The 26,924-nt window shown below is 74.6% G+C and carries 24 protein-coding genes; 16 read left to right on the plus strand and 8 right to left on the minus strand.

Translation table 11 applies throughout. The annotated features are described in order from the left end of the window. Positions 1-22: 22 nt before the first annotated feature. The 8 genes from EDD32_RS11050 to EDD32_RS11085 all read left to right on the plus strand — a co-directional run bounded on the left by EDD32_RS11050 (position 23) and on the right by EDD32_RS11085 (position 9,349). A complete protein-coding gene (locus EDD32_RS11050) occupies positions 23-1,351 on the plus strand; it encodes a sugar ABC transporter substrate-binding protein (RefSeq protein WP_123917473.1) in 1,329 nt (442 codons plus the stop codon). Beyond that, positions 1,351-2,340: a carbohydrate ABC transporter permease gene (locus tag EDD32_RS11055; protein WP_123917475.1), complete on the plus strand. Its 990-nt coding sequence runs from the start codon at positions 1,351-1,353 to the stop codon at positions 2,338-2,340. The genes EDD32_RS11050 and EDD32_RS11055 overlap by 1 nt, the downstream gene beginning before the upstream one ends. Next, positions 2,337-3,164 carry a carbohydrate ABC transporter permease gene (locus EDD32_RS11060; RefSeq protein WP_246006092.1) on the plus strand — a complete coding sequence of 276 codons (828 nt, stop codon included), beginning with the start codon at positions 2,337-2,339 and terminating at the stop codon, positions 3,162-3,164. The genes EDD32_RS11055 and EDD32_RS11060 overlap by 4 nt, the downstream gene beginning before the upstream one ends. Then, entirely contained in the window at positions 3,164-4,672 is a 1,509-nt protein-coding gene (locus tag EDD32_RS11065) for a glycoside hydrolase family 3 N-terminal domain-containing protein (protein WP_123917477.1), read from the plus strand. The genes EDD32_RS11060 and EDD32_RS11065 overlap by 1 nt, the downstream gene beginning before the upstream one ends. Next, complete coding sequence (locus tag EDD32_RS11070) at positions 4,669-5,838, plus strand: anhydro-N-acetylmuramic acid kinase (RefSeq protein ID WP_123917479.1); 1,170 nt, start codon at positions 4,669-4,671, stop codon at positions 5,836-5,838. The genes EDD32_RS11065 and EDD32_RS11070 overlap by 4 nt, the downstream gene beginning before the upstream one ends. Then, a complete protein-coding gene (locus tag EDD32_RS11075; protein WP_123917481.1) occupies positions 5,835-6,797 on the plus strand; it encodes an N-acetylmuramic acid 6-phosphate etherase in 963 nt (320 codons plus the stop codon). Before EDD32_RS11070 ends, EDD32_RS11075 begins: the two co-directional genes overlap by 4 nt. Further along, complete coding sequence (locus tag EDD32_RS11080; RefSeq protein ID WP_123917483.1) at positions 6,794-7,705, plus strand: MurR/RpiR family transcriptional regulator; 912 nt, start codon at positions 6,794-6,796, stop codon at positions 7,703-7,705. Before EDD32_RS11075 ends, EDD32_RS11080 begins: the two co-directional genes overlap by 4 nt. An 81-nt stretch (positions 7,706-7,786) precedes the next feature. Next, the gene (locus EDD32_RS11085) at positions 7,787-9,349 is read left to right on the plus strand and encodes a family 10 glycosylhydrolase (RefSeq protein WP_123917485.1); all 1,563 of its coding nucleotides are present in this window, start codon (positions 7,787-7,789) and stop codon (positions 9,347-9,349) included. A 54-nt stretch (positions 9,350-9,403) separates the two neighbouring features. Here the strand turns inward: EDD32_RS11085 and EDD32_RS11090 are convergent, their stop codons facing one another. From EDD32_RS11090 to ptsP, 3 genes are all read right to left on the minus strand, one after another. Beyond that, positions 9,404-10,426: an acyl-CoA thioesterase gene (locus tag EDD32_RS11090; protein WP_123917487.1), complete on the minus strand. Its 1,023-nt coding sequence runs from the start codon at positions 10,424-10,426 to the stop codon at positions 9,404-9,406. A gap of 38 nt (positions 10,427-10,464) precedes the next feature. Continuing rightward, positions 10,465-10,890 (minus strand): globin, encoded by a 426-nt coding sequence (locus EDD32_RS11095; protein ID WP_123917489.1) that lies wholly within the window; start codon positions 10,888-10,890, stop codon positions 10,465-10,467. A 105-nt stretch (positions 10,891-10,995) separates the two neighbouring features. Further along, on the minus strand, positions 10,996-12,699 hold the full coding sequence (gene ptsP / locus EDD32_RS11100) for a phosphoenolpyruvate--protein phosphotransferase (protein ID WP_123917491.1): 1,704 nt from the start codon (positions 12,697-12,699) through the stop codon (positions 10,996-10,998). Positions 12,700-12,825: 126 nt separating this feature from the next. Here ptsP and EDD32_RS11105 point away from each other — a divergent pair, with 126 nt between their 5' ends. The 3 genes from EDD32_RS11105 to EDD32_RS11115 all read left to right on the plus strand — a co-directional run bounded on the left by EDD32_RS11105 (position 12,826) and on the right by EDD32_RS11115 (position 15,674). After that, entirely contained in the window at positions 12,826-13,056 is a 231-nt protein-coding gene (locus tag EDD32_RS11105) for a PTS sugar transporter subunit IIB (protein WP_123917493.1), read from the plus strand. A gap of 100 nt (positions 13,057-13,156) precedes the next feature. Further along, entirely contained in the window at positions 13,157-15,310 is a 2,154-nt protein-coding gene (gene malQ / locus EDD32_RS11110) for a 4-alpha-glucanotransferase (protein ID WP_123917495.1), read from the plus strand. Between the two features lie 133 nt (positions 15,311-15,443). Next, entirely contained in the window at positions 15,444-15,674 is a 231-nt protein-coding gene (locus tag EDD32_RS11115) for a PTS sugar transporter subunit IIB (RefSeq protein ID WP_123917497.1), read from the plus strand. 93 nt (positions 15,675-15,767) lie between these two features. Here EDD32_RS11115 and pepN read toward each other — a convergent pair whose 3' ends face one another. Continuing rightward, positions 15,768-18,350 carry an aminopeptidase N gene (gene pepN, locus EDD32_RS11120; protein ID WP_123917499.1) on the minus strand — a complete coding sequence of 861 codons (2,583 nt, stop codon included), beginning with the start codon at positions 18,348-18,350 and terminating at the stop codon, positions 15,768-15,770. A gap of 179 nt (positions 18,351-18,529) precedes the next feature. Here pepN and EDD32_RS11125 point away from each other — a divergent pair, with 179 nt between their 5' ends. Then, positions 18,530-19,126 (plus strand): mycothiol-dependent nitroreductase Rv2466c family protein, encoded by a 597-nt coding sequence (locus tag EDD32_RS11125; RefSeq protein WP_123917501.1) that lies wholly within the window; start codon positions 18,530-18,532, stop codon positions 19,124-19,126. Positions 19,127-19,229: 103 nt separating this feature from the next. Further along, positions 19,230-19,814 carry a hypothetical protein gene (locus tag EDD32_RS18820; protein WP_170175271.1) on the plus strand — a complete coding sequence of 195 codons (585 nt, stop codon included), beginning with the start codon at positions 19,230-19,232 and terminating at the stop codon, positions 19,812-19,814. A 334-nt stretch (positions 19,815-20,148) separates the two neighbouring features. Here the strand turns inward: EDD32_RS18820 and EDD32_RS11135 are convergent, their stop codons facing one another. After that, positions 20,149-22,155 (minus strand): M13 family metallopeptidase, encoded by a 2,007-nt coding sequence (locus tag EDD32_RS11135; protein WP_123917503.1) that lies wholly within the window; start codon positions 22,153-22,155, stop codon positions 20,149-20,151. A gap of 60 nt (positions 22,156-22,215) precedes the next feature. On the opposite strand from EDD32_RS11135, the gene EDD32_RS11140 reads away from it, so the two are divergent. After that, positions 22,216-22,671, plus strand: coding sequence for a ribose-5-phosphate isomerase (locus EDD32_RS11140; protein ID WP_123917505.1), 456 nt, complete (start codon positions 22,216-22,218; stop codon positions 22,669-22,671). A gap of 21 nt (positions 22,672-22,692) precedes the next feature. Here EDD32_RS11140 and EDD32_RS11145 read toward each other — a convergent pair whose 3' ends face one another. Together EDD32_RS11145 and EDD32_RS18825 are read right to left on the minus strand one after the other, a co-directional pair. Beyond that, positions 22,693-24,003, minus strand: a complete 1,311-nt coding sequence (locus EDD32_RS11145) for a GNAT family N-acetyltransferase (protein WP_246006093.1) — start codon at positions 24,001-24,003, stop codon at positions 22,693-22,695. Between the two features lie 145 nt (positions 24,004-24,148). After that, positions 24,149-24,850 carry a hypothetical protein gene (locus EDD32_RS18825; protein ID WP_170175272.1) on the minus strand — a complete coding sequence of 234 codons (702 nt, stop codon included), beginning with the start codon at positions 24,848-24,850 and terminating at the stop codon, positions 24,149-24,151. A gap of 21 nt (positions 24,851-24,871) precedes the next feature. Between EDD32_RS18825 and EDD32_RS18830 the strand changes: the two genes are divergently transcribed. Beyond that, positions 24,872-25,234, plus strand: coding sequence for an MGMT family protein (locus EDD32_RS18830; protein WP_170175273.1), 363 nt, complete (start codon positions 24,872-24,874; stop codon positions 25,232-25,234). Next, on the plus strand, positions 25,227-26,276 hold the full coding sequence (locus EDD32_RS11155) for an Fpg/Nei family DNA glycosylase (RefSeq protein ID WP_123917511.1): 1,050 nt from the start codon (positions 25,227-25,229) through the stop codon (positions 26,274-26,276). Before EDD32_RS18830 ends, EDD32_RS11155 begins: the two co-directional genes overlap by 8 nt. 59 nt (positions 26,277-26,335) lie before the next feature. Here the strand turns inward: EDD32_RS11155 and epsC are convergent, their stop codons facing one another. Continuing rightward, entirely contained in the window at positions 26,336-26,923 is a 588-nt protein-coding gene (epsC, locus tag EDD32_RS11160) for a serine O-acetyltransferase EpsC (protein ID WP_123917513.1), read from the minus strand. Position 26,924 lies beyond the last annotated feature (1 nt).

Genomic DNA, 26,924 nt, shown 5'->3' on the forward strand with positions numbered 1-26,924 from the left:
CGACACGAACAGGGAGACAGGCATGAGGCGACGAGTTTCTGGTGCGGCGGCGATGGTGACGGTCGCGCTGACCCTCGCGGCGTGCGGCAGCTCCGGCGGCACCGAGACCGAGGCGGGCTCCGCCGAGAGCGGCACCGCGGAGGAGGGCCCGGCCTACGCCGGGGAGACGCTGGACGTCTGGATCATGGAGGGCACCAACCCCGACGGATCGGCCTTCTTCGAGGAGGTGGGCGCAGCCTTCGAGGAGCGCACGGGTGCCACGCTCAACGTCGAGTTCCAGCCGTGGGCGAGCGCGCACGACAAGTTCGTCACCTCCATCGCCGGCGGGACCGGACCGGACGTCGCCGAGGTGGGTACCACCTGGACCACGGAGTTCGCCGAGATCGGCGCGCTGGAGGACCTCAGCCCGCGGATCACCGAGGCGGGCCTGGACGGCGACCTGGTCGAGGGGCTCGTGGAGGCGGGCACCTACGACGGCGGCCTCTACGGGATGCCCTGGTACGCCGGGGTGCGCTCGATGATCTACAACACCGAGATCTTCGATGCCGCCGGCATCGAGGAGCCGCCCCAGTCGTGGGAGGAGCTGGTCGCCGCGGTCGAGGCGATCAGGTCGAGCCAGCCCGACGTCATCCCCTTCCCGATCCCCGGTGACAGCCAGTACGGCGCCTACCCGTGGATCTGGGGTGCCGGCGGCGAGATCGCCTCCCAGGAGGGGGACGCCTGGGCGTCCGAGATCAGCGCTCCCGAGGCAGTCGAGGGCCTGGACTTCTACACCGGCCTCGCGCTCGAGCACGACTCGTCGACGGCGGCCGCCACCACCTGGAACGAGGCCGCGGTCCTCGAGGCCTTCATGCAGGGCGACGTCGGCATGGTCATCGCGGGCAGCTGGACGCCGGGCCGCATCGCCCAGGACGCCCCGGACCTCGTCGAGAAGGTCGCCGCGTTCCCGATCCCGGCGAAGGACGGCGGCGTGGCCGGCTCCTTCCTGGGCGGGTCCCACCTCGGGGTGTTCTCCGACGCGGAGAACCCCGACCTCGCGTGGGAGTTCGTCGAGATGATGGGCACCGGCGAGTTCGCGCAGCAGTGGGCCGAGCAGTCCGGCTTCTTCCCGGGCCAGGCCAGTCTCATGGAGGAGATCGCCGCCACCGACGACCCCATGGTCGCGCCGTTCGCCCAGCAGATGCTCGAGGGCGGCCGGGCCATGCCGGTCACCCCGCTCTTCGGCCAGATCCAGGGCGCGAAGACGGTCGAGACGATGCTCCAGTCCATCCTCTCCGGCAGCGCCTCGGTGCAGGAGGCCGCCGAGACGGCCGCCGCGCAGATGGACGAGACCTTCGCCGCCGCCGAGTGATGATCGAGCAGGCCCCGTCCCGAGCGGCCGTCGCGCCGTCCGGGACGGGGCGCGCGGCGGGAGGCGGCGGCGCCGGGAGCAACGCGCGGCGCCGTCGCCGGCGCGCCACCGTGCGGGCGTGGCTGCTGCTCAGCCCGGCCCTGGTGCTCTTGGGCGTGCTGCTCCTCGTGCCCCTCGTCCGGGTCGTCCAGCTCTCCTTCCAGGACTACGGCCTGCGGGAGCTGGCCGCCGGCACGACCAACCCGGTCGGCTGGGCCAACTACGCCGAGATCCTCTCCTCGCCGTACCTGTGGCAGACCGTGCTCCCCAACACCGTGGGATTCGCGCTGGTGTGCGTCACCCTGACGGTGACCCTCGGCACGCTCGTCGCGCTGTTCCTCAACACCCTGAGCACGAGATGGCGGGTGCTGTGCTCGACGGCGATCATGGTCGCCTGGGCGGTCCCGGCCGTGACCGGCACCTACGTGCTGGTGTGGATCTTCGACCCGCTCAACGGGCTCGTCGCCAGCGTGCTGGCCGACGTGGGGCTCATCGAGGCGGGTACCGTCAACTGGTTCGCGCACCGGGTCCCCTTCTACGCCATCGCCACCCTCAACGTCGTCCACCACGGGTTCCCGTTCATCGCCATCACCGTCCTCGCGGGCCTCATGACGGTGCCCGTCGAGCTGTACGAGGCGGCCCGGATCGACGGAGCGGGAGCGTGGCGCCGGTTCTGGAACATCACGGTCCCGATGCTGCGGCCCGTCTTCGCCGTGGTCACCATCCTGTCGACGATCTGGGACTTCAAGGTCTTCACCCAGATCTACCTCATGCCCGGTGGCAACGGCGGCAACCCCGACGTCTACAACCTCGGGGTGTGGAGCTACCTCCAGTCCTTCGCCCAGGGCAAGTACGGCATGGGCTCGGCGATCGCGGTCCTGCTGACGCTCATCCTGCTCGCCGTCACCGTCGTGTACACCCGCACCGTCTTCAAGGAGCAGGACCTGTGAACGGCCGCGCCCCTCTCGCCCGCGCCGGCCGCGCCGCCGGCATCGTCGCCCTGCTGGTGTTCTCGCTCTTCCCGGCGTACTGGATGTTCACCACGGCCATCGACGCCGACGCCGCCACCCGGGGATCGTCGCTGTTCCCGGCGGACCTGACCTGGGCGCACTTCGACCGGGTCCTCGACCAGGGCGGGTTCGCCGTGTACATCCGCAACTCCGTGCTCGTAGCCACCGGCACGGTCCTCGTCTCGGCTCTCGTCGCGCTCCTCGCGGCGGTGGCGGTCGCACGATTCGAGTTCTCGCTGCGCAAGGCGATGCTCGTCATGATCCTCGTGGTCCAGATGGTCCCGCTCGAGGCCCTGGTCATCCCGCTGTTCCTCCAGGCCCGCGACCTCCAGATGCTCAACTCGCTCCTCGGGCTCGTCATCGTCTACCTCGCCTTCTCCCTGCCGTTCGCGGTGTGGACGCTGCGGGGTTTCGTCGCCGCGGTCCCCAAGGAGATCGAGGAGGCGGCCTACGTCGACGGCGCCTCGTGGGGCCGGATGTTCCGGTCGGTGCTGCTGCCCCTGGTGGCCCCCGGTCTCGTGGCGACGAGCGTCTTCGCCTTCATCACGGCCTGGAACGAGTTCATCTTCGCCCTGACGTTCATGCAGGACTCCGACCGGTACACCGTGGCGATCGGCCTCCAGAAGTTCTTCGGCCAGAACACCGCCGACTGGGGCGCCGTCATGGCCGCCTCGACGCTCATCACGCTGCCCGTCGTCGTGTTCTTCACCCTGGTCCAGCGCAACCTCTCCTCCGGACTCGCGGCCGGGGCGGTGAAGGGCTGATGGGCATCACGACCCGGCACCCGGACCGGTCCGAGGTGAGACGGCTGGTCCTGGGCGTGCTCGCCCCCGGCTTCACGGGCAGCACCCCACCCACCTGGCTGCTCGAGGCGGTCCGCGACGGCCTCGCCGGCGTTGTCCTCTTCGCCGGCAACTCCCCGGACGTGGTCACCACCCGTGCGCTGACCGACGCCCTGCGCGCGGCGGGGCCGGTGCTCGTCGCGATCGACGAGGAGGGCGGCGACGTCTCGCGTCTGCAGGCCCGGGACGGCTCGTCGCTGCCGGGCGCCGCGGCGCTGGGCGTCGTCGACGACCCCGACCTCACCCGCCGGACCGGCTCCGCGCTCGGGGAGCTCCTGCGGCTCGCCGGGGTGGACCTCGACCTCGCCCCGGTCCTCGACGTGGCGTCCGAGCCGCGCAACCCCGTCATCGGGGTGCGCTCCTTCGGTGCGGACCCCGACCTCGTCGGCCGCCACGGGGCCGCCCTGGTGGCGGGCCTGCACGCCGCGGGGGTCGCCGCGTGCGGCAAGCACCTACCGGGGCACGGTGCGACGACCGTGGACTCCCACGTCGGCCTGCCCGTCGTCGACGCGGACGTGGCGACCCTCGAACGACGCGACCTCCCGCCGTTCCACGCCGCCGTGCGAGCCGGTCTGGACGCGGTGATGACCGCACACGTCCGCGTCCCGGCCCTCGGCCCCGCGCCCGCGAGCCTGGAGCCGGCCGTCACCCGCCTCGCGCGCGCCCTCGGGGGCGGGTTCGACGGCCCCGTCATCACCGACGCCCTCGACATGGGTGCCGTCGCCGACGACCCCGGCCTCGGCGAGGCCTGCGTGCGGGCGCTCGAGGCGGGGGCCGACCTGCTGTGCCTGGGCACCACGGTCGGGCGCGACGACCGCGCCATCCTGGAGACCGCGGTGAGCGCGCTCACCGACGCCGTCGTCGCGGGCCGGCTCGAGCCCGACCGGCTCACGACCTCCGCTTCCCGTCACGCCCGGCTGCGCCGGCGGTCCGCAGCCGAGGCACCCGCGAGCGTGCCGGCCACTGCCGACGGGGAGCAGCTGCGCCGCGCGGTCGCCGACGCGGAGGCCGCCCTCGCCGTCGTCGGCGCGGAGACCGCCCGCCGGGCGGTGGCCGTCCGGGGGCAGGTGCGGCGCAGCGGCGTGCCGGTGCTGCTGGACCTGCGACGCCGCCTCAACCACGCGGCCGGCCGCACCTCCCCGGCCCTCGCCACCGAGCTCGCCCGCCGCCGCCCCGGCACACTCGTCGTGCTGCGCGGTGAGGACGTCCCCGCCGACCCCGACCGCCCGCTCGTCGTCCTCACCCGTGAGCCGCTCGCCGACGCGGACGAGGGCCGGAGCCTCGCGGCGGTCCTGGCCGCGCGTCCCGATACCGTGGTCATCCACGGCGGCACCGCACCGGCGGCGCCGGACGCCGAGCACCTGGTGCTGGCCCACGGTGTCGGCCGGGCCAACGCCGAGGCCGCCCTCGACCTGGTGGTGGGGCCGTGAGGGTGCTCGCCCTTTCCTCCGGGACGTCCGTGGACGCCATCGACGTCGCCCTCGCCGACCTGACCGACGCCGAGGGGACCCTGATCATGCGTCCGCTCGGCCATGCCGAGGTCCCCTGGCCCGAGGAGCTGCGCAAGCGGATCGTCGCCGCGCTGCCGCCCGCGCTGCCGGGCGCGGGGGAGTGGTGCGCGCTCGACACCCTCGTCGGCCAGGCCTTCGGTGACGCCGCGGCAGCGGCGTCGGAGAGCCTCGGGCCCGCCGAGCTCGTCGTCTCGCACGGGCAGACCCTCTTCCACTGGGTGCGTGACGGCCGCGCCCGGGGCACGCTCCAGGTGGGTGCACCGGCGTGGATCCACGCCCGCTGCGGTCTCCCCGTCGTCCACGACCTGCGCACCGCGGACATCGCCGCGGGCGGCCACGGCGCGCCGCTGGTCAGCCTCCTCGACCAGCTCTGGCTCGGCGGCACCGCCACCGCCGCGCTCAACGTCGGCGGGATCGCGAACGTCACCCTGCTCGGCGGCGCCGACGTCGTCACCGGCGACACCGGACCCGGCAACTGCCTGATCGACGCCGCTGCGCGGGCGTTCGACGGCCGGCCCTACGACGCGGGCGGCGAGCTCGCCGCAACCGGCACGGTCGATCGGCGCGCGCTGGACCTGCTGCTCACGGACCCGTTCTACGCCCAGCCACTGCCCCGGAGCACCGGGCGGGAGCACTTCCACGCCGGCTACGTCGCCGAGCGCCTGGCCGCGCTGCCCGACTCGCCGACGGGGCCCGACCTCCTCGCGACCCTCACCGAGCTCACCGCCCGCACGATCGCCGCGCAGGTCCGCGGCGTGGCGCGGGTCGTGGTCTCGGGTGGCGGCGCCCACAACCGCGTCCTCATGAGCCGCCTCCGCGAGCTCCTGCCGGGGGTGGTCACCGCCACCTCGCTCGGTCTGGACGGCGACGCCAAGGAGGCCTACCTCTTCGCCGTCCTCGGCTACCTCGCGGTGCGGGGCCTGCCCGGGACAGCGCCGCGCCGGCTCGACCGGCCCGACGGTCCCCGGTGCACCGGGGCCGCGCGGCCCGTGGTCCTGGGGTCCCTGACCCCGCCCGCCCCAGCACCGTGCGAGCCGGCGACCGTGCCCGTCTCGCGCCTGCAGATCCTCGAGGAGCAGCCATGACCCGGTCCGGAAGCGACTGGCGGGACGTGCTCAGCCTGCGCTCGCCCACCGAGGAGCGCAACCCGCGCACCGCGATGATCGACCAGCTCCCGACGCGTGAGGTCGTGTCGCTCGTGCTCGCCGAGGACCGTGCGGTCCTCACGGCCGTGGAGGCGGCCGCCGAGCAGGTGGGCGCGCTCGCCGAGGCCGGCGTGGCGGCGGTGCGGCGCGGTGGTCGGATCCACTACGTCGGGTCCGGGACCTCGGGACGCCTCGGCGTGCTGGACGCCGTCGAGCTGCGGCCCACCTACGACGTCGGGGAGGAGACCGTCCTCCCGCACCTCGCCGGCGGCCCGAGCGCGATGACCCGCGCGGTGGAGGGGGCCGAGGACGACGTCGACGCCGGCCGGGCGGTCACCGCGGAGGTCGCGGCCGGCGACCTCGTCGTCGGCCTCAGCGCCAGTGGCCGCACCCCCTTCGTGGCCGGGGCCCTCGCGGCCGCCCGCGAGCTCGGCGCGGTCACAGCGCTGGTCTCGACGAACCCCGCGGCACCCCTGGCTGCCGGGGTCGACATCGCGGTGCTCCTGGACACCGGGCCCGAGGTCGTCACCGGCTCGACGCGGATGAAGGCCGCGACGGCGCAGAAGCTCGTCCTCAACGCCTTCTCGACCGCCGTGATGGTGCGTCTCGGGAAGACCTACTCCAACCTCATGATCGAGGTGCTGCCCACAAACGACAAGCTCAGGGCCAGGACGGTCCGGATGCTCGTCCAGGCCACCGGTGCCCCACCGGACAGGTGTGCCGAGGTCCTGGAGGAGGCCCGCGGCCGGGTGCGGACCGCGCTCGTCGCCCTGCTGGCGGGCTGCTCGGCCGACGAGGCCGCGCGCGCCGTCGAGGCCCATCCGCCGGACGCGGACCGGTCCGGCGATCCCGCCGGCGTCCGCGCCGCCGTCGCGGCACTCGGGGTGGTGGCCCGGTGAGCGCACCGCTGACCGTACGCCTGCGGGGCCTGCTGCCCCAGCTCCAGCCCTCCACGAGGCGGGTGGCCGAGCTCGTCCTGCACGACCCCGAGCGGGCGGCCGGCCTCACCATCACCCAGCTGGCCGAGGAGGGCCGGACCTCGCAGTCGACCATCGTGCGCCTGTGCCAGGAGGCGGGCCTCGACGGGTACCGGCAGTTCCGGATGGAGCTCGTCGCGGAGCTCGGCCGTTCCGAGGGCGGGCCGGCGGCGGTGGCCGGGGACATTGCCGAGGGGGACGACCTCGCCTCGGTCGTGGCCAAGATCGCCTTCGCCGACGCGCGCGCGGTCGAGGACACCGCCCGGGCGCTGTCGGTGCCGGCGCTCGAGGCGGTCGCCGAGGCGGTCGTCCGCGCCGGCCGCACCGACGTCTACGGGGTGGGCGCGTCCGGGATCGTCGCGGCGGACCTGCAGCAGAAGCTCCACCGGATCGGCCAGGTGGCCTTCTCCTTCACCGACGCCCACCTCGCGCTCACCTCGGCGGCGCTGCTCGGCCCCGGCGACGTCGCGATCGGGGTGTCCCACAGCGGCATGACCATCGACACCGTCGACGCGCTGTCCATCGCCCGGCGCAACGGCGCCACGACCGTGGCGATCACCAACGCCCCCCGCTCCCGCATCGCCGCCGACGCCGACCACGTCCTGCTGACCGCGGCGCGGGAGACCACGTTCAGGTCGGGTGCGACCGCCTCCCGGCTCGCGCAGCTGACGGTCGTCGACTGCGTGTTCGTGGCGGTGGCTCAACGCACCTACGACGCGAGCCGCCGCGCGCTGGAGGTCACCCGCGAGGCCGTGCGTGACCGCAGCCTCGCCGCCCGGGGACGCGGCCCGAACGGGTCACGCCCCGCACCAGGAGAGGAGGCCGGCTGAGGGGGATCAGACCCCCGGGCCCCGTCGCCCGACGACGCGCGACGGCGCCACGCACACGAGACGAGAAGAAGGAGCAAGACGATGAGACGACCGACCGCGAGGACGATCGCCGCACTGGGGGGTTTTGCACTCCTGCCCGCACTCGCCGCGGCACCCGCCGTGGCCGAGACCACGCAGCCTGAGGCTGCCGGCGCCACGGAGCAGTGGCGCGGCTACTGGGTCGACGCCTTCAACGAGGGCATCTACGACGCCGACCAGGTCAGCGGGCTGGTCACCGAGGCTCAGGACCTCGGGGCCAACGCGCTCGTGGTCCAGGTGGGCCGGCGGTTCGACTGCTTCTGCAACGAGGCCCTCTACCCGCGTACCGACGCCAGGATCGACCCCGCGCCGTACGACCCGCTCGCCGAGGTCGTCGAGCAGGCGCACGCCGCGGGCATCGAGGTCCACGCGTGGGTCAACGCCACGACCCTGTGGAACTCGGCCACCGCGCCGACGTCACCGGAGCACGCGTTCAACGCCCACGGCCTCGACGCCGAGGGCGGGGACCGCTGGCTGAACAAGCGCGTCGACGGCGCCGAGAAGATCGGCAACAACACCTTCATCGACCCGGCGAACCCCGCCGCGGTGGACTACGTCGTCGACGCGGTCACCTCGATCACCGCGAACTACGACGTCGACGGCGTCAACCTCGACTACATCCGCTACCCCGACTACAACGGAGGCGAGTTCGTCAACGACTGGGGCTACTCCGAGGTCTCGCTCGCCCGGTTCGCCGAGGAGACCGGCACCACCGAGGTCCCCGCGCCCGACGACGCCGCGTTCAGCGACTGGCGTCGCGACCAGGTGTCCAACCTCGTCCGGAAGATCTTCGTGAACATGTACGAGGTGGACCCGAGCGACCGGTTGAGCATCAACGGCATCACCTACGCCTACGGCCCGCAGACGTACGGCGGCTGGGAGGGCACCCGGCCCTACACCAACGTCATGCAGGACTGGCGCGGCTGGCTCGACGAGGGCATCGTCGACACCGTCACCGCGATGAACTACAAGCGGAATTGGAACCCGGACCAGGCGAAGATGTTCACCGAGTGGAACGAGGCGCTGGCCGAGTACCGGGCGGACCGGCACGTCGTCTCCGGGCCCGCGCTGTACCTCAACGGCATCGAGGACTCCGTCGCGCAGGCGCAGGAAGTGGTCGATCTCGGGCTCGACGGGTGGATGGGCTACTCCTACGCCAACCCCACCATGGCCGCCACCGCCTCGGGCGACCTGGCGTTCAAGGACGCCCAGCGGGCCGCGCTCGTCGACGCCCTGCGCGCGGACGTGCTCGCGGAGGACGTCGTCGTGCCGGAGATGACCTGGAAAACCCAGCCCACCACCGGCACCGTGTCGGGTTCCGTGGCGCTGCGTGACGGCACGGTGGCGGACCAGGTCGACGTCGTCCTGCACCCGGTCGCCGGACCCGGCGAGGTGGTCCGGGTGCGCACCGACGGCACCGGCTGGTTCGGTGCGGTCGATCTCGCCCCCGGGCGCTACCGCGTCCAGGTCGTCGAGGAGGGTGCCGAGGGCACCGCGTCGACCTTCGTGCAGGTGGAGGCCGGCACGGTCAGCGAGGTGTCGGTACGGGCGGACACCCTGGGCTGACCCGCAACGGTGGCCCCCCGACGGGGGGGGGCCACCGCTGTGCGCCGCGCGTCGTCAGCGCAGCGAGGGTCGACGCCACTCGCCGTCGGCGGGCGTCTCGGGCGCGGCACCCTCGTTCGTGGCGCGGGCGGACCCGGCGCCGTCGTCGTCGGGCACCCGGACCATGCCTTCCTGGGCGATGGTGGCCACGTGCGTGCCGGCCCGGTCGAAGACCTGGGCGGTACCGAGGCCCCGCCCGCCCTGGGCGCTGGGGGAGTCCTGGACGAAGAGGAGCCAGTCGTCGACGGCGACGTCGCGGTGCCACCACATCGAGTGGTCCAGGCTGGCGACGCTGAGGCCCCGGGTGCGCCAGGACAGCCCGTGCCGGCGCAGGACCGGCTCGAGGAGCACCTGGTCGCACGCGTAGGCGAGCAGCGCGCGGTGCTGGAGCTGGGTGAGGCCGGCCGGCAGCGGGGACCGCGCGCGCATCCACAGCATCTGGGTCCGCTCCGCCGACCCGGCCGGGCGCAGGTACACGTCCTGGTCGACGTGGCGGATGTCGAACGCCGCGATCGAGGACATGAACTTCGCGACCGGGTGGTCGATCTCGCCGAAGAGCGTGATGGCGCTGCGCAGCGTCTCCGGGTCCGGCGCGGCCGGGGCCGTGGAGGCGTGGTCGCGGCCGGGCTGGTCCTCCTGGTAGGAGCTGATGAGCGAGAGGATCGGCTTGTCCTGCTGCAGGGCGTGGGTGCGGCGCGTGCTGAAGGACCGGCCGTCATGGAGCCGCTCGACGGCGAAGCTGATCGGCAGGTCCACCTTCCCGGGCCGCAGGAAGTACCCGTGGACCGAGTGGAGCTGGCGGGCGCCGTCGGCCGGGAGCGTGGCGTGGGCGGCCAGCACGGACTGCGCGAGCACCTGTCCGCCGTAGATCCGGCCGCTGAGCTGCGGCAGCGACGTGCCGGTGAACCGGTCGGGGCCGAGGCGGCCCAGGCGCAGGATGCGCAGGACCGTGGCCATCGGCTCGACGTCGCTCTGCGGGACGTCGAGGGTCTCGGTGACGCCGTCGGCGTGCTCGGCGTGCTCGACCTCGTCGGGCATCGACGCTCTCCTCGCGGTGGTGCGACGGCGGGTCGCCGTCAGATCAGGGGGGTCCGGCCGGGGCCGTCCGTGTTGACCATGGCGTGGGCGGCCCGGACGAGATAGTCCCACAGCAGGGCCTCCGACTCGGCCGGCAGGGCGAGCTCGTCGACCGCCACCCGCATGTGGGCGAGCCAGCGGTCGCGCGCTGTCGGGGTCACGGTGAACGGCATGTGGCGACGGCGCAGCATCGGGTGCCCGCGGCGCTCGGAGTAGGTGGTGGGACCGCCCCAGTACTGCTCGAGGAACATCCGGAGCCGGTCCTCCGCGCCCTCCCAGTCGTCCTGCGGGTACATCGGGGCGAGCAGCTCGTCGGTGCGCACGCCCGCGTAGAACCGCTTCACCAGGCGCGCGAAGGTCTCGTGGCCGCCCATCGCGGCGAAGAGCGAGTCCATGTCCAGGGGTTCGGTGCTCACGGCTCCCATTCTCCCAGGTGCACGGCGGTCGCCCGTCCCGTGGCGCCGCGCGGGCGGACCGGCTCCCCGGCCGGCGGGCCGGCGGTCCGCCTCCCGTCCGGCGGGCGGACCGTTCTACAGCCCGAGCTCCGCCAGGACCGGCAGGCCCGCCCGCACCCGGGCGCGGGCCTCCTCCGCGGACTCGGCGTCCACGGCGGCGCGGGCGAGCTCGCGGCAGCGCTGCAGGTCCGTGGCCGCCAGGACGGCAGCGACGTCGGGGATGGCTCGCGGGGTCATGGACAGGGTCGCGACGCCCAGGCCCACGAGGACGACGGCGAGGGCGGGGTCCGCGGCGGCCTCCCCGCACACACCCACCGGCCGGGACTGCTGCGCACCGCCCCGGCAGGTCTCCTCCACCAGTCGCAGCACCGCGGGCTGCCAGGAGTCGGAGAGGTCGGCGAGGGACCCCAGGAGCCGGTCCGCCGCCATGACGTACTGGGTGAGGTCGTTGGTCCCGACGGAGGCGAAGTGGGCCCGGGCGAGGATCGGCCCCGCCAGCAGGGCGGCGGCGGGGACCTCGACCATGACCCCCGCCCGGTCGAGGCCGTGGGCGGCGCACGCGGCCACGAAGCTCTCGGCCTCGGCCACCGTCGCCACCATCGGCGCCATCACCCAGACCTGCGCCTCCTCGGCCGCGGCGGCGGCCGCGATCGCCTCGAGCTGGTGGTCCAGGACGGCGGGGGAGCGGCGGGCGGTACGCAGTCCGCGCACCCCGAGGGCGGGGTTCGCCTCGGCGGTGTCGGTGAGGAACGGCAGCGGCTTGTCCGCGCCGGCGTCGAGGGTCCGCACGACCACCTTCCGACCGGGGAAGTGGGCCAGCACCTCGCGGTAGGCGGCGGTCTGGTCGGCGACCGAGGGCTCCTCGGCACGGTCGAGGAAGCAGAACTCCGTCCGGAAGAGGCCGATGCCCTCCGCGCCGGCGGCGGCCGCGGCCGCCGCCCCGCGGGCGTCGCCGACGTTGGCCAGGAGCGCCACCTCGTGCCCGTCGGCCGTGCGACCGCGCCCGTCGAAGCTCCGCTGGCGTCCCGCGGCGGCGGCGGCCCGCTCGAGGTCGTCGGCGCCCGGGTCGAGCCGCACGGTCCCGGCCCCGCCGTCGACGAGGACGGCCCGGCCCTCCGGCAGCGCGTCGAGCGCCCCGGCGAGGGCCACGACCGCGGGGATGCCCAGGGAGCGGGCGAGGATGGCGGTGTGGGACGTCGGGCCGCCCTCGGCGGTGACGATCGCCCGCACCCGGGCGGGGTCGAGGAGGGCGGTGTCGGCGGGCGCGAGGTCCTGCGCCACGAGGACGAACGGCTCGGGCCGGGTGGGCACGCCCGGCAGCGCCGTGCCGGTCAGGACGGCGACGATCCGGTTGCGCACGTCGGTGACGTCCTGGGCGCGCTCGGCCATGTACCCGCCCAGGGTGCGCAGCTGCTCGGCGACCGTCCCGGCCGCCTCCCACACCCCGCGGGCGGCGGTGAGCCGGTCCGCGCGGACCCGGCGGGCGGCGGTCTTGACGAGGCTGGGGTCCCGCGCCATCTGCGCGGTGGTCTCGAGCAGCTCGCGGGCCTGCCCCTCCACGGTCGCTGCCGCGGTCTCGAGCCCGGCGGCGACCTCCTCGGCGGCGGCGCGGACCCGGTCGGCCTCGGCCTCGACGTCGGCCCCCGCGGGCAGGGTGCCGCGAGACGGCTCGGCGGGCGGCGCGCCCAGCTGCGCCACGGGCCCGGCGGCGAGGCCCGGACTGACGCCGACGCCCTGCAGGTCACGGACGGGGGCCCGCAGGCCCGGCTGGTCGTTCATGGCGATCCTCCCTCGTCGGCGACCATCATGCCGCCCCTGCCGCGGGGGCGCCCGGCGCAGGTAGGCTCTCCCCGGACCGAGACCCCGGTCACACCTGACGACCGACGACGCCCGGAGGCACCGACGATGACCAAGGCCGAAGACATCCTCACCGCGTTGGGAGGTGCCGCGAACGTCGTCGACGTCGAGCCGTGCATCACCCGCCTGCGGGTGGAGGTCCGCGACCCGGCGGCGGTGGGGGATCGCGACCTCAAGGCCACGGGCGCGTTCGGCGTGGTCCGCTCCGGCCGCATCGTCCAGATCGTCGTCGGTCCCGAGGCGGACGACCTGGCCGAGGCGATCGGCGCCATGCTCTGAGGCGTCGCCCGGTGCGCCCCGGCGGGCGCGGGCGGCAGCCTCTGGCAGGATCGTCTCGCGACGAGGGCGACCGACCGGCCCTCGCGACGTGAGGAGCGAGATGACTGACCCGGCCGCCGTCGAGGCCCCCGGACCGTCCCTGCACCGGCTGGCCGACGCCCTGGGCGTCGCCACGGACTTCTGGGACTTCACGGGACACCACCGGACCGTCGGTGCACCGACCATCCGTGCGGTGCTTGCCGCGCTCGGCGTCGACGCCGCCACCGAGGAGGCGGCGGAGGCGGCGCTGGCGGAGATCGATGTCGCCCCGTGGCGGGCCACCCTCCCGCCGTCCGTCGTCGTGTCGGCCGGGCGCGAGCACGACCTGGCCGTGCACGTCCCCGACGGCACCGCCGTGCGGGTGCACGTCGCGGTCGAGGACGGCCGCCGCTGGGACCTCACCCAGCGCGAGGTGTGGACCGCCCCGCGCGACGTCGACGGCGTGCGCACCGGCCGGGCGACGTTCGTCCTGCCCGCGGACCTGCCGCTGGGCTGGCACGAGCTGGTCGCCGACGTCGAGGGCGGCAGCCGGGCGACGGCGCCGCTCGCCGTCACCCCCGCCGCCCTGGAGGCACCCACCCTGGCCACCGACCGCGGCTGGGGGGTCATGGCGCAGCTGTACTCCGTCCGCTCGGCCACCTCGTGGGGGGTGGGGGACCTCGCCGACCTCGCCGAGCTGACCGCGTTCTTCGGTGACGTCGGCGCGGACTTCCTCCTCATCAACCCCCTCCACGCGGCCGAGACAACCGGGCACATGACGCCCTCGCCGTACCTGCCGGTCAGCCGCCGCTTCTTCAACCCCCTGTACATCCGCCCCGAGGACATCCCCGAGACCGCCTACCTCACCGGGCCCCAGCGGGCCCTGGTGGAGTGGGCCGCCCAGGAGGTCCGGCCGGCGAACACGACCAACGAGCCGCTCGACCGCGACGCCTCCTGGGCGGCGAAGCTGCGGGCGCTCGAGGTCGTCCACGCGGCGGGCCGGTCCCGGTCACGCCAGCGCTCCCTCGACCGGTTCCGTGCGGAGGAGGGCCAGGGGCTGGAGGACTTCGCCCTGTGGTGCGCGCTGCAGGAGAAGTACGCGGGCAGGGCGTGGCCCGAGGAGCTCGCGGACGCGCGCTCGCCCTTCGCCGCCCGGGAGCGCCGCGAGCTCGCCGACCGCGTGGACTTCCACGCCTGGCTGCAGTGGGTGGCGGACTCCCAGCTCGCCCACGCCCAGCAGGTCGCCAAGGAGTCCGGGATGGGCCTGGGCGTCATGCACGACCTCGCCGTGGGCGTCCACCCCGACGGCGCCGACTCGTGGTCCCAGCGCGAGGCCTTCGCCCTGGGGATCGGCGTGGGCGCGCCCCCGGACATGTACAACCAGCAGGGCCAGAACTGGCACCAGCCGCCCTGGCGGCCCGACGCCCTGGCCCGCACGGCCTACGCCCCGCTGCGGGAGATGGCCCGTACGGTGCTGCGCCACGCCGGGGCGGTGCGGGTCGACCACATCCTCGGCCTGTTCCGGCTGTGGTGGATCCCGGACGGCATGGGCGCCGGCGAGGGCACGTACGTGCGCTACGACCACGAGGCGATGGTCGGGGTGCTCCTCCTCGAGGCCCACCGCGCCGGCGCCGTCGTCATCGGTGAGGACCTCGGGACGGTCGAGCCGTGGGTCCGTGGCTACCTGGCCGAGCGCGGGGTCCTGGGCACGTCCGTGCTGTGGTTCGAGAAGGACTCCGCCGGCTGGCCCCTCGAGCCGGGGGACTACCGCGACCTCGTCCTGGCCACGGTCGACACCCACGACCTGCCCCCGGTGGCCGGCTACCTCGCCGAGGAGCACGTGGACCTGCGCGAGCGCCTCGGGCTGCTCACCACCCCGGTGGATGAGGTGCGGGCCGAGGCACGGCTCGAGCGCGAGCGCATGGTCGCGCGCCTGCGCGAGCACGAGCTGGTCGGGGCGGACCCCACGGAGCGCGAGCTCGTCGAGGCGCTGCACGCCTACGTCGTGCGCACCCCGGCCGTCCTCGTGGGCGTCTCCCTCACCGACGCGGTCGGCGAGCGGCGTGCGCAGAACCAGCCCGGGACCGACACCGAGTACCCGAACTGGAAGGTCCCGCTCGCCGACGGCGCGGAGCGCGTGGTCATGGTCGAGGACCTGCCGGGGTCGGCCCGGCTGCTCTCCCTCGTGGCCGCGGTGCGTGCCGCCATGGGCGACGACGACCGGTTGGCGGACTGACGCGGCGGGTCGCGGTTGACACGCCCCCGTGCGCAGGGTGTCATCAGCATGACGGGCCGCACGGCCCGGCACGGCGCGCACGGCCGCACGGATGTTCCCGTCGCCCGCCGGCAGTGACGACAGGAGCGAAAAGATGAGTCAGGCCGAGCAGATCCTCGCGGCACTCGGCGGGGACGCGAACGTCCTCGACCTCGAGGCGTGCATCACCCGCCTCCGCGTGGAGGTGGAGGACCCGTCCAAGGTGGACGAGGCGGCGCTCAAGGCCGCGGGCGCCTTCGGCGTCGTGCAGCAGGGCGCCGCCGTGCAGGTCGTGGTGGGCCCGCAGGCGGACACCATCGCCGAGGACATCGAGGACCTCCGCTAGGACGCACGAGCGAGCCGCGCCCGGCGCGGCCCAGGGTGGTTGCGGCGAACCGGCCGGCGGGACGACCCGCCGGCCGGTTCGCCGCGCGCCCGCTCAGGCGGTCGCGACCGCCCCGCCGGCGGCGTCCGCGGCCTGGGCCCGCACCGCACGGCGGGCGGCGTCGAGGTTCTCCACCACCAGGCGGCGCAGCGCGGGGGGCGCGGCGGGGTGGTCGGCCAGCCACTGCTCGGTGAGCGCGACGACGTCGACGCCGTGCTCACCGGCGAGCCCGGCGAGCTTGTGCGGGTACAGGCCGACGACGATGTTCTGCGCCATCTCGTTGGTGCGTTCGCGCCACACCGTCTCCAGGGCGTCGAAGTAGCGCCCGGCGAACGGCACGAGGAGCCCCCGGTCGTGGAGCTGGGAGAACCCGCCGATGACGTTGGACTGCACGGCGTTCGGCAGCGCGTCGGAGTCGACGACGTCGGCCCAGGCGGCCGCCTTGTTCTCGGCGGTGGGGATCGCCGCCCTGGCCCGGGCCGCCTGCTGGTGCCCGGTGGCCGTGGCGTCACGGCCGAGCTCGGCGTCGATGCGCGCGGCATCGGCGCGCCCGCCCGCGACCAGGCCCTGCAGGAGGGTCCAGCGCAGGTCGGTGTCGACCTCGAGGCCGTCGAGGTCCACGGTCCCGTCGAGCAGGCCGGCGAGGACGTCGAGCTGCTCCGTGGTCACGGCGTGCTGGGCGAGTGCCCGGACCAGCTGGAGCTGGGTGTCCGACCCCCCGCGCGAGCTGCGGGCGAGCGTGAGGAGACGGTCCGCGACACGCTCGGCGAGGTCGGTGCGCGTCGCCGGTGCCGAGTACGACCCCACCGCGGTCGCGAGCTGGCGGAGCAGCACCTGGACCACGGAGGAGTCGGACTCGCCGGGGATCGCGGCGAGCACGAGCTCGGTGAACTCCCGGGCCGGCCACTCGCCGTCCCGGGTGGTGTCCCAGGCCGAGGCGAGCACGAGCGCGCGGGGCAGGGAGTGGGCGAACCCGCCAAGGTGCGCCCGCGCCGTCGCCAGGGAGGCCTCGTCCAGGCGGACCTTGGCGTACGCGAGGTCCTCGTCGTTGACCAGGACCAGGTCCGGCCGGCGGTCGCCGACCAGCTCGGGCACCTCCGTCCGGTCGCCGTCAACGTCGAGCTCGACGCGCAGCCGCCGCTCGAGCCGGTCCCCGACGACGTCGTAGCCGCCGACGACCAGCCGGTGCGGGCGCAGCGTCGGGTGCTCGGCGGGCGCCTCCTGGAGCACCGCGAAGGAGGTGACCGTCCCCTCCTGGTCGACCTCGATCTCCGGGCGCAGCAGGGTGACGCCGGCCTGCTCGAGCCACACCTGCGACCACGCCGTCAGGTCGCGGCCGGAGGTGGTCTCGAGCTCGGTGAGGAGGTCGGTGAGCTCGGTGTTGGCGAAGGCGTGCTTGGCGAAGTAGCGCTGCAGGCCCGCGAGGAACGCCTCGCTGCCGACCCACGCGACGAGCTGCTTGAGGACCGAGGCACCCTTGGCGTAGGTGATGCCGTCGAAGTTGACCTCGACGTCCTCGAGGTCGTTGATGGGCGCCACGATGGGATGGGTCGAGGGCATCTGGTCCTGGTTGTAGGCCCAGGACTTCTCCAGGGAGGAGAAGGTCGTCCAGGCGCTCGTCCAGCGGGTCGCCTCGGCGGTGGCCAGGTGGGAGGCGTACTCCGCGAAGGACTCGTTGAGCCACAGGTCGTTCCACCAGCGCATGGTCACCAGGTCGCCGAACCACATGTGGGCGAGCTCGTGGAGGATCGTCACGGCCCGGCGCTCGACGGTGGCCTCGGGCACCTTGGAGCGGAAGACGTAGTTCTCGAGGAACGTCACCGCGCCTGCGTTCTCCATGGCCCCGGCGTTGAACTCGGGCACGAAGAGCTGGTCGTACTTGGCGAAGGGGTAGGGCCGGTCGAACGCGACCTCGTAGAAGGCGAACCCGGCCCGTGTGATGTCCATGATCTCCTCGGCGTCGACGTACCGGGCCAGGGAGGCGCGGGCGTAGACCCCCAGGGGGATGGTGCGGCCGTCGGTGGAGACCAGCTCGCCGGTGAATCGCGAGTACGGCCCGGCGATGATCGCCGTGAGGTAGGAGGAGATGACGTCCGTCGGCGCGAAGCGCCACGTGGCCACGTCCTCACCGGCCGGCTCCGGGTCGGGGGTCGGGCTGTTGGACACCACGGTCCAGTGCTCGGGGGCCGTGACCGTGAACGTGAACGTGGCCTTGAGGTCGGGCTGCTCGAAGACGGCGAATACGCGGCGTGAGTCGGCCACCTCGAACTGGGTGTAGAGGTAGACCTCCTCGTCCACCGGGTCGACGAAGCGGTGCAGACCCTCGCCGGTGTTCATGTAGCGGCACGTGGCGACCACGACGAGCTCGTTGTCCGCGGCGAGGTCGGTCAGGGCGATTCGCGAGTCGGCGAACGCGGAGGTGGCCACGGGGGCGCCGTTGAGGGTGATCTCCTCGACCGACTCGGCGATGAGGTCCACGAACGTGCTCGCGCCCTCGCGGCCGGCGAAGCGGATCGTCGTCGTCGAGCCGAACACGCGCTCGCCACGCGTCAGGTCCAGCGCGACGTCGTAGGTGGACGTCGTCACGATCCCGGCCCGCTCCTGGGCCTCGGCGCGGGTGAGGTTCTCTCCGGGCATGGGTCTCCTTCGTCCGGGCCGCCGTGGCGACCCTCTCCCGGCGCGCCAGGACGCGCACCGCCGGCGCAGTGCGCGCCGACGACGATCCTGCCATCCGGGAGCCGTCCGGGCCGAGCCCAATACCGCCCGGCGCGTGGACCGACGTGCGGGCGCGGGGTGGCGTCACGCAGGATGGCCCCATGACCGAGACCCACCGCGCCGACTTCTGGTTCGACCCCCTGTGCCCCTGGGCCTGGATGACCTCCCGCTGGATGGGGGAGGTGGAGAACGTCCGTGACATCGAGGTGAGCTGGCACGTGATGAGCCTGGCCGTCCTCAACGACGACCCTGACGACGGCGAGGCCGGCGGCCGGTGGGGACCGGTGCGGGTGGTCAACGCCGCCCGCGAGCTCCACGGACCGGAGGTCGTCAAGCCCCTCTACGACGCCCTCGGCACCCGCATCCACCCCGGCGGGCGCGGCGGGGAGCCGGGCGCCGTCATCGACGAGGCGCTCGCCGAGGTCGGGCTGCCCGCCGAGCTGGCGCGGTTCGCCACCTCGGACGAGCACGACGACGCCCTGCGCGCGTCTCACCAGCGGGCGATCGACCTGGTCGGTACCGGCGTCGGCACCCCGGTCGTCGCCGTCGACGGCGTCGCCTTCTTCGGTCCGGTCGTGACGCCGGCACCGCGCGGCGAGGCGGCCGGACGGCTGTGGGACGGCGCGGTGCTGGTGGCCGGGACGCCCGGCTTCTACGAGCTCAAGCGCAGCCGCACCAGCGGCCCGGTCTTCGACTGACGGCGACCGCTCACCCGTCGGCGGGACCTCGAGCGGGACCGGAGGGGCGTCAGGCCCATGGCGTAGCGTGACCTCCCGGCAAACCCGGGAACGAGGAGGGCAGATGGCACAGGCAGGCGCGCGCAGGCTCAGCGGCGGCGAGATCGCGGTGGTGGTCGTGTCCCTGCTGCTCGTGGCTGCCTTCGTCGTCATGCTGGCGGTGCGGCTGTCGACGGCCGACGGCGCCGGGGCCGCCGGGGCCGACGGCGGGTCGACGCCCACCGGGACCGCCGCCCCGAGCGGCACGTCCGAGGCGAGCACGGCGCCCCCGGCCGGCACGGACCTCTCCGGCGTCGCCTTCGACTTCGTCAGCCCCAGCGGCAACATCGCCTGCGACATCGACGGCGAGCGGGCCCTGTGCGGGATCGTCGCGTTCGACTACGCCGAGGAGATCCCCGAGGCCGAGACCCGTGCCTGCGACGGGACCGTTGGGCACTACCTGCAGGTGACGGCGGACGGCGCGTCCCTCGTCTGCGACACCTCCGGGCAGGCGCCCGCCGTCTCCCCCGGTACCGCGGTGCTCGACTACGGCCAGACCGAGAGCGCGGACGGCTTCACGTGCGAGTCGAGCGAGACCGGCATGACCTGCACGCACGACGAGTCGGGGTACTCCTTCTCCGTGCGCCGCGCCGGCTACACGCTCTCCTGACGACGGACGCCCCGCGGGTCACGCCCGGTGGCCGCCGGGTGAGCGCGTGGCTTTCGGGTGAGCGCGTGGCTTTCGGGTGAGTGCGTGGCTTTCGGGTGAGCGCGTGGCCCCGGACCTGCTCGCTCACCCCGAAGCGTCGATCTCGACGGTTGCCGCGTGAGCGCGTGGCTTTCGGGTGAGCGCGTGGGTTTCGGGTGAGCGCGTGGGTTCCGGGTGAGCGAGCGGCCCCGGACCTACTCGCTCACCGCGAAGCGTCGATCTCGGCCGCGGTGCACCGTGCTCGTGGCCGCCGGGGCCCACCGCGACGCCGCCGGCGGGGCGGCGTCGCGGCCGGTCACCAGATCCGCACGCGCTCCTCCGGCGGGAGGTACAGGGCGTCCCCGGGCCGGACGTCGAAGGCCTCGTGGAAGGCGTCCATGTTCCGCACCACCCCGTTGCAGCGGAACTCCGCCGGGGAGTGGGGATCGATGGTCAGCAGGCGCACGACCTCCGCGTCCCGGCTCTTCTCGCGCCAGATCCGCGCCCACGACGCGAAGAGGCGCTGCAGGCCCGAGAGTCCCTCGACCACGGGCGCGGCGTCGATGCCGGGCAGGCCCTGACGGCGCAGGGCGATCTCGCACGCCTTGAGCGCGATCGACAGGCCGCCGAGGTCGCCGATGTTCTCCCCGATCGTCAGGGCGCCGTTCACGTGGTGGGACCCGTCCAGCTGGGCGGGGGAGAAGGCGTCGTACTGGGCGATGAGGGCCTTGGTCCGGGACTCGAACTCGCGCCGGTCGTCCTCGGTCCACCAGTCCGTGAGGCGGCCGGTGCCGTCGTACTTCGAGCCCTGGTCGTCGAAGCCGTGCCCGATCTCGTGGCCGATGACGGCGCCGATCCCGCCGTAGTTCCAGGCGTCGTCGGCGTCGGGGTCGAAGAACGGCGGCTGGAGGATCGCGGCGGGGAAGACGATCTCGTTCATCGTCGGGTTGTAGTAGGCGTTGACCATCTGCGGCGGCATGAACCACTCGTCGCGGTCCATCGGCTTGCCCAGCTTGGCCAGGTCGCGACGCTCCTCGAAGACGTTGGCGGCGCGGACGTTGCCCAGCAGGTCGGTCGGGTCGGCCTCCAGCGCGGAGTAGTCGCGCCACTTGTCCGGGTAGCCGATCTTGGGGGTGAACGCCTCGAGCTTGGCCAGCGCCCGCCGGCGGGTCTCCTCACCCATCCACTCCAGCGAGGTGATGGACTCGCGGTAGGCCTCGACGAGGTCGGCCACGAGGGTCTGCATGGCGGTCTTGTGCGCGGGCGGGAAGTGCCGCGCCACGTAGAGCTCGCCCACGGCCTCCCCGAGGGCGCCCTCGACCAGCGCGACCCCGCGCTTCCAGCGCTCGCGCAGCTCCTCGGCACCGGTGAGGGTGCGGCCGTAGAAGTCGAAGTTCTCGTCCACGACGTCCGAGGGGAGGTACGGCGCCCGCGCGTGGACGACGTGCCACATCAGCCACATCCGCAGCGAGTCGACGTCGGTCTCGGCCCACGAGCGGGCGAAGTGGGTGACGTAGGAGGGCATGGCCACGATGAGCTGGTCGAACGCACCCTCGGGGACCCCGAGCGCGGTCCGCCACAGCGACCAGTCGAAGCCGGGCGCGCTCGCGACCGTCTCCTCCCACGTCATGGGGTTGTTGAGCTGGTCGGCCTCCCGCGAGCGGACCTTGTCCCAGTGCCCGGCGGCGAGGGTGGTCTCGACCTTCATGACACGCTCGGCGGCGCCCATCGCCTCGTCCTCGGTCACCAGACCGGTCAGGGCCAGCATCGCCGCCACGTGCGCGACGTAGGCGGTCCGCGTGGCCGCGTGGACGTCCTCGCGGTAGTAGGACTCGTCGGGCAGGCCGAGACCGGACTGCCAGAAGTAGACGGTGTACCGCTCGGGGTCGTTGAGGTCGGTGTCCACCTGGTAGCCGACGGCGCCGCCGACACCGGTGGGCTGCAGGGCGCCCATCGCCCGGGTGAGGGCCTCGTGGTCGCGGGCGGCGGTGAGCGCCTCGAGGTCGGCCCGCAGGGGGGCGGTGCCCAGGGCCTCGACCCGCTCGATGGCCATGAAGGAGGCGTAGACGTCGCCGATCTTCCGTGCGTTGTCGGGGTTGCCCTCGGCGACCCGGCCGGCCGCCGCGTCGTCGATGATCGCCCGCACCCGCTCCTCGGAGAGGTCGCGCAGGGCGGTGAAGGAGCCGTCGCGGGCGCGGTCGGCGGGGACGACGTGCTCGCGCAGGAACGTGCCGTTGAACCGGCGGAAGAGGTCGTCCTGGGGACGGACGCCGTCGTCCATGGCCTCGGCGTCACTCATCTGTGCGGTGTTCGTGGTGGTCATGCTCCGACACTACGGGGCAAGGGTGCGGGACCGCTCCCGCGCACCGGGCACAATGTCCCCATGCGCATCCACATCGCCGCGGACCACGCCGGATTCGAGCTCAAGGCGGTGCTCGTCGAGCACCTGCGGAAGGCGGGCCACGTGGTCGTCGACCACGGCGCCGAGACCTACGACGCCGAGGACGACTACCCCTCGTTCTGCTTCGCCGCCGGGGAGGCGGTCGCGAGCGAGACCGGCTCCCTGGGCATCGTGCTCGGCGGCTCAGGAAACGGCGAGCAGATCGCGGCGAACAAGGTGCCCGGAATCCGCGCCGCCCTCGCGTGGAACACCGACACGGCGCGGCTCGCCCGCGCCCACAACGACGCCAACGTCCTGGCGATCGGCGCGCGCCAGCACTCCCTCGACGACGCCGTGGGGCTGGTCGAGACGTTCGTCGCCGAGCCGTTCTCCGGCGAGCCCCGGCACCAGCGCCGCATCGACATGCTCACCGCGTACGAGGCGCTGCGCAGCCGGTAGCCCGGGGCTGGGCCGGAGCGCTCAGAACCCCCACCCGTTGGCGGGTGCGACCGGCCAGCCGAACGCGGTGGCGGCCGGCGCGAGCGCGGCGCCGTCGAGGACCTGCACCCGCCCGGCCGCGGCGAGCGCCGCCAGGGACGTCCCGCCGAGGTAGGCCGAGCCGAGGTCGGCGACGTCGAGGGCCAGGTGGGCCGGGGCCGTGGTGGCGGTGACCTCGGCGCCCGCCGTCCCGCCGCGCAGGTGCCAGTGGCCGGCGTTCGCCGGCACGAGGTCGTCCCGGATCTCGAGGACGACGTCGACGTCGGCCGCGTACGCGCGACCGGCCAGGGCCCGGGGGACGTCGAGCAGACGCACCCACAGGTCGTCGCTGAGGCGGACGGAGGCGCCGCGCAGGTCGGCGAGGAGGTGCAGGAGGGGGTCGTCCACGGGGAGCTGGGCGGTCTCGACCTTCGCCATGAGGTCGAGGTCGGTCAGCGCCCCCCACAGCGCCCGCGCGGCCGCGGCGTCGAGCGCGGCGGACTCACGGACCTTCACGGTCCCCTCGGGAACCCCCGCGTCGGACCACCGGCCCTTGCGCCGGAAGGTCGCGTAGGCGCGTGGCTCGCCGGCCGGGGTGCGCACCACCGCCACGCGCAGGCCCTCCATCTCCTTGCGTGTGGTGGGCCAGTCCACGAGCTGCGCGGCGCGCAGGGCGTCGGTGTCGCGGCTGATCCACCCCGGCCGCACGACGGCCGCGTGGACCTGCTCGATCACCGCGCCGTGGCGGGCGGGGTCGAGACGGTCGAGCTCGACGACCAGGTCCGCGGCGCCGGGCACCTCGCGCAGGTCCGCGCCGCGGCCCACGGTCAGGGTGGCCGTCTGGCTCGCCACGCCGTAGCCGTAGCGGCCGTAGATGCCGGTCTCGGCGGCGTAGAGGACCGACAGCGCCTCCCCGCGCCCGACCGTGCGGGCCAGGTGGGCGGTGAGCGTGGCGCGGGCCAGTCCCCGACGCCGGTGGCCGGGGTGCACCGCCACCCAGGTCAGGCCCGCGGCGGGCAGGCGCGCCCCGCCGGGCACGGGCACGGAGAAGGCGTACGAGGAGTGGACCGCCGCCAGCCGCGCCTCGGTGCCCCGCTCGTCCCAGACCCCGACGGTCCGGCCGGGCTCGAGGTCCCACACCGCCACGGCCTCGTCCTCGGGCGCCATCTCGAAGGCGAAACCCCAGCGGTCGACGTCGATGATCTGCGCGCGGTGCGCGACGTCGTCGAGCTCGGCGAGCCGGTACCCGGCGGGCACGGCGGTGGTGCGGACCGCGGTGGTGGCGTCTGCTGTGGTGGTGGCGTTGTCGATCACGCCGAGAAGCATGTCAGGGCAGCCGGGGCCGGGCGAGGACATTCTCGGTGCCCCCGGCCCGTCGCCCGGAGGTTCCGGCGTCTGGAGGAGGTTCCGGCGCAGCGAGGTTCCGGCGCCGGGAGGCCCCGGCCGCCGCGGGTCCGGCTCAGGGCCGCTCGAGCGACCGGCGGGCACCGAGGGCGACGACGGCGGGCGCCAGGGGCACGAGGACGACCACCGCCGGTGCCACCGCGCCGAGCAGCCACGTGGCCGCGCCGACGAGGACGCCCTGGGCGGCCCAGCGGGCGGAGGTCGGGTCGGGAGCCCCGCGGTCGGCGACCGCGCGGGCGCGGGCCCGCTCACCGGCGTCTCCCGCGGTGAGCAGGAGCCGGTTCCAGGACCGGGCGCGTCCGGCCTCCGCCACAGCCGTGACCAGCAGCCACGTGGCCGCCGCCACGAGCGCCACCGCCCAGCCCGGTCCGGTGACCACGGCGACTGCGAGGGCGACGAGCGGGGTCAGGGCCGCCGTCGTCAGGAAGGCGCCCAGGACGGCGACCGAGCCGGACGTGCGCCGCCCCGCCGAGCCCGCGACGACGACGCCGACGGAGGCGACGGCGACGTACCCGGCGAGGGTCAGCCCCAGGGCGCCCGCCGCACGTCCCGGCCCCGCGGCGAGGGCGGCCAGGACCACGGCGGCCACGGTGAGGGTCGCCGCGACGGCCACCATCGTCACCGCCCGGCGCCGCCCCGCGCGCCGGGCGCCGTCGATGACGGCGGGCACGTCGAGGTGCTCATGGGGGACGGAGGTGTCGCAGTGGTGGCAGGCGTCGGCGGCGGGTCCGGGCCCGGCGGTGGCGTGGGTGCTCATCTCGCTTGCGATCATAGGCGGGTGCAACCCGAACGGACGGAGCTGACCGAGCTCGTGCTCGACGTCGTCGACCAGGTCCCCACCGGCCGTGCGACCACCTACGGCCACGTGGCCGAGGCGGTCCGCGCGCGGACGGGGCACGGGCACGCCCGGCACGTGGGCCAGGTCATGGCCACGTGGGGCGCGGAGGTGCCGTGGTGGCGGGTGGTGCGCGCCGACGGCACCCTGCCCCGCCAGCTGCGCTCCGGGGCGCTGGAGCACTACCACGAGGAGGGCACGCCGCTGAGCCCCCACGTGCCCGTCCGCGTCAACCTCGACCGGGCGCTGTGGGACCCTGCCGACGCCTGGGTCCCGCCGGCGGGGGTGGGGGAGCACCGTGCCTGAGGGCCACACCGTCCACCGGCTCGCGCACGCCTTCGCCGAGCTGTTCGGCGGGCACCGCCTGGCCGTCAGCTCACCGCAGGGCCGCTTCGCCGACGGCGCCGCGCTCCTGGACGGCCGCGCGCTCGTCGGCACCGAGGCCCACGGGAAGCAGCTCTTCCTCGCCTTCGCCGGGCGCGGCCGGCTCACCGCGCCCGGCCAGCACCCGCCCCTCGCCGGGCCCGGCGAGCGCCTGCCCGCAGCCGTGCCCTTGGCCGCAGCCGCCGTCGACCAGGACGCCGTCGAGGGCGAGCCCCGGTGGCTCCGCGTGCACCTGGGTCTGTACGGGTCGTGGACGTTCGACGGGGACGGGTCCTTCCGCGCGCCCCACGCCATCGGCGCCCCGCGCCGCCGGGTGGCCGAGGAGGAGGTCGCGGTGCGCCCGCCCGGCGTCCCCGCCGCCTCCGACGGCGTCTGGTCCCCGCCCGCCCCGCGCGGGGCGGTGCGGGTGCGCCTGCTCGGCGAGCACGGGGTCGCCGACCTCACCGGCCCGACCGCCTGCGAGGTGGTCACCGCTCAGGAGAAGGCGGCCGTCCAGGCGCGGCTCGGTCCCGACCCCCTCCGGGCCGACGGCGACCCCGAGGCGTTCGTCCGCGCCGTCCGCGCCACCCGTCGTCCGGTCGGGGAGCTGCTCATGGACCAGGCCGTCCTGGCGGGGGTGGGGAACATCTACCGCGCCGAGGCGCTCTACCGGGCGCGCCTGCACCCGCTCCGGGCCGGCCGGGACGTCCCCGCCCCGCGGCTGCGGGCGATGTGGGCGGACCTGCGCGAGCTCATGGCGGACGGCGTGGCGACGGGCCGGATCGTCACGACCCGGCCCGAGCACCGGAACCACCTGGGTGAGGCGGGCGACGTCGCGGTCGTCCCCGACGACGACGACCGCTGGTACGTCTACCACCGCTCGGGCCGGCCGTGCCTGGTCTGCGGCGCGAAGGTCGCCGAGGCCGAGATGGCGGGGCGGCGGGTCTTCTGGTGCCCGCGCTGCCAGCGGGCGCCGCGCGCCTGATCTCGGCGCCGGGACGGGCCGACGCGGGCCGTCCCGGTTCCACCGCAGGGGCCGGCGGCTCAGATGTAGATCGCCGGCTCCGACCAAGGGTCGAGCAGGGCGCTCGGCGGGGCCGGCTGGGCCCGGGCGGGAACGCCCACGGCCACGGCGCCGGGCGGGACGTCCTTGACCACGACGGCGTTCGCGCCGACCCGGGCGTCGGACCCGACCCGGATGGGTCCGAGGACCTTGGCGCCGGCGCCGATGAGCACGCGGTCGCCGATCGTCGGGTGGCGCTTGCCCCGGCTCATCGAGACCCCGCCGAGGGTGGTGCCGTGGAAGAGGACGACGTCCTCGCCGACCTCGGCCGTCTCGCCGATGACCACGCCCATGCCGTGGTCGATGAAGAGCCGGCGGCCCAGGACCGCCCCGGGGTGGATCTCGATCCCGGTGACGGCCCTGAGCACCTGCGAGAGCAGGCGTGCCGGCAGCTTCAGCAGCGGGCTGGCGTGCCACATCCGGTGCGCCAGCCGGTGACCCCACAGTGCGTGCACGCCGGGGTAGGCCAGCGCGACCTCGACCAGGGTGCGCGCCGCCGGGTCCCGGCGGCGCGCAGCCTGGAGGTCCTCCAGCAGCAGCTGGCGGAACGGCACGTGGGAGTCGTGCAAC

Source organism: Georgenia muralis (assembly GCF_003814705.1).
GTDB lineage: Bacteria > Actinomycetota > Actinomycetes > Actinomycetales > Actinomycetaceae > Georgenia > Georgenia muralis.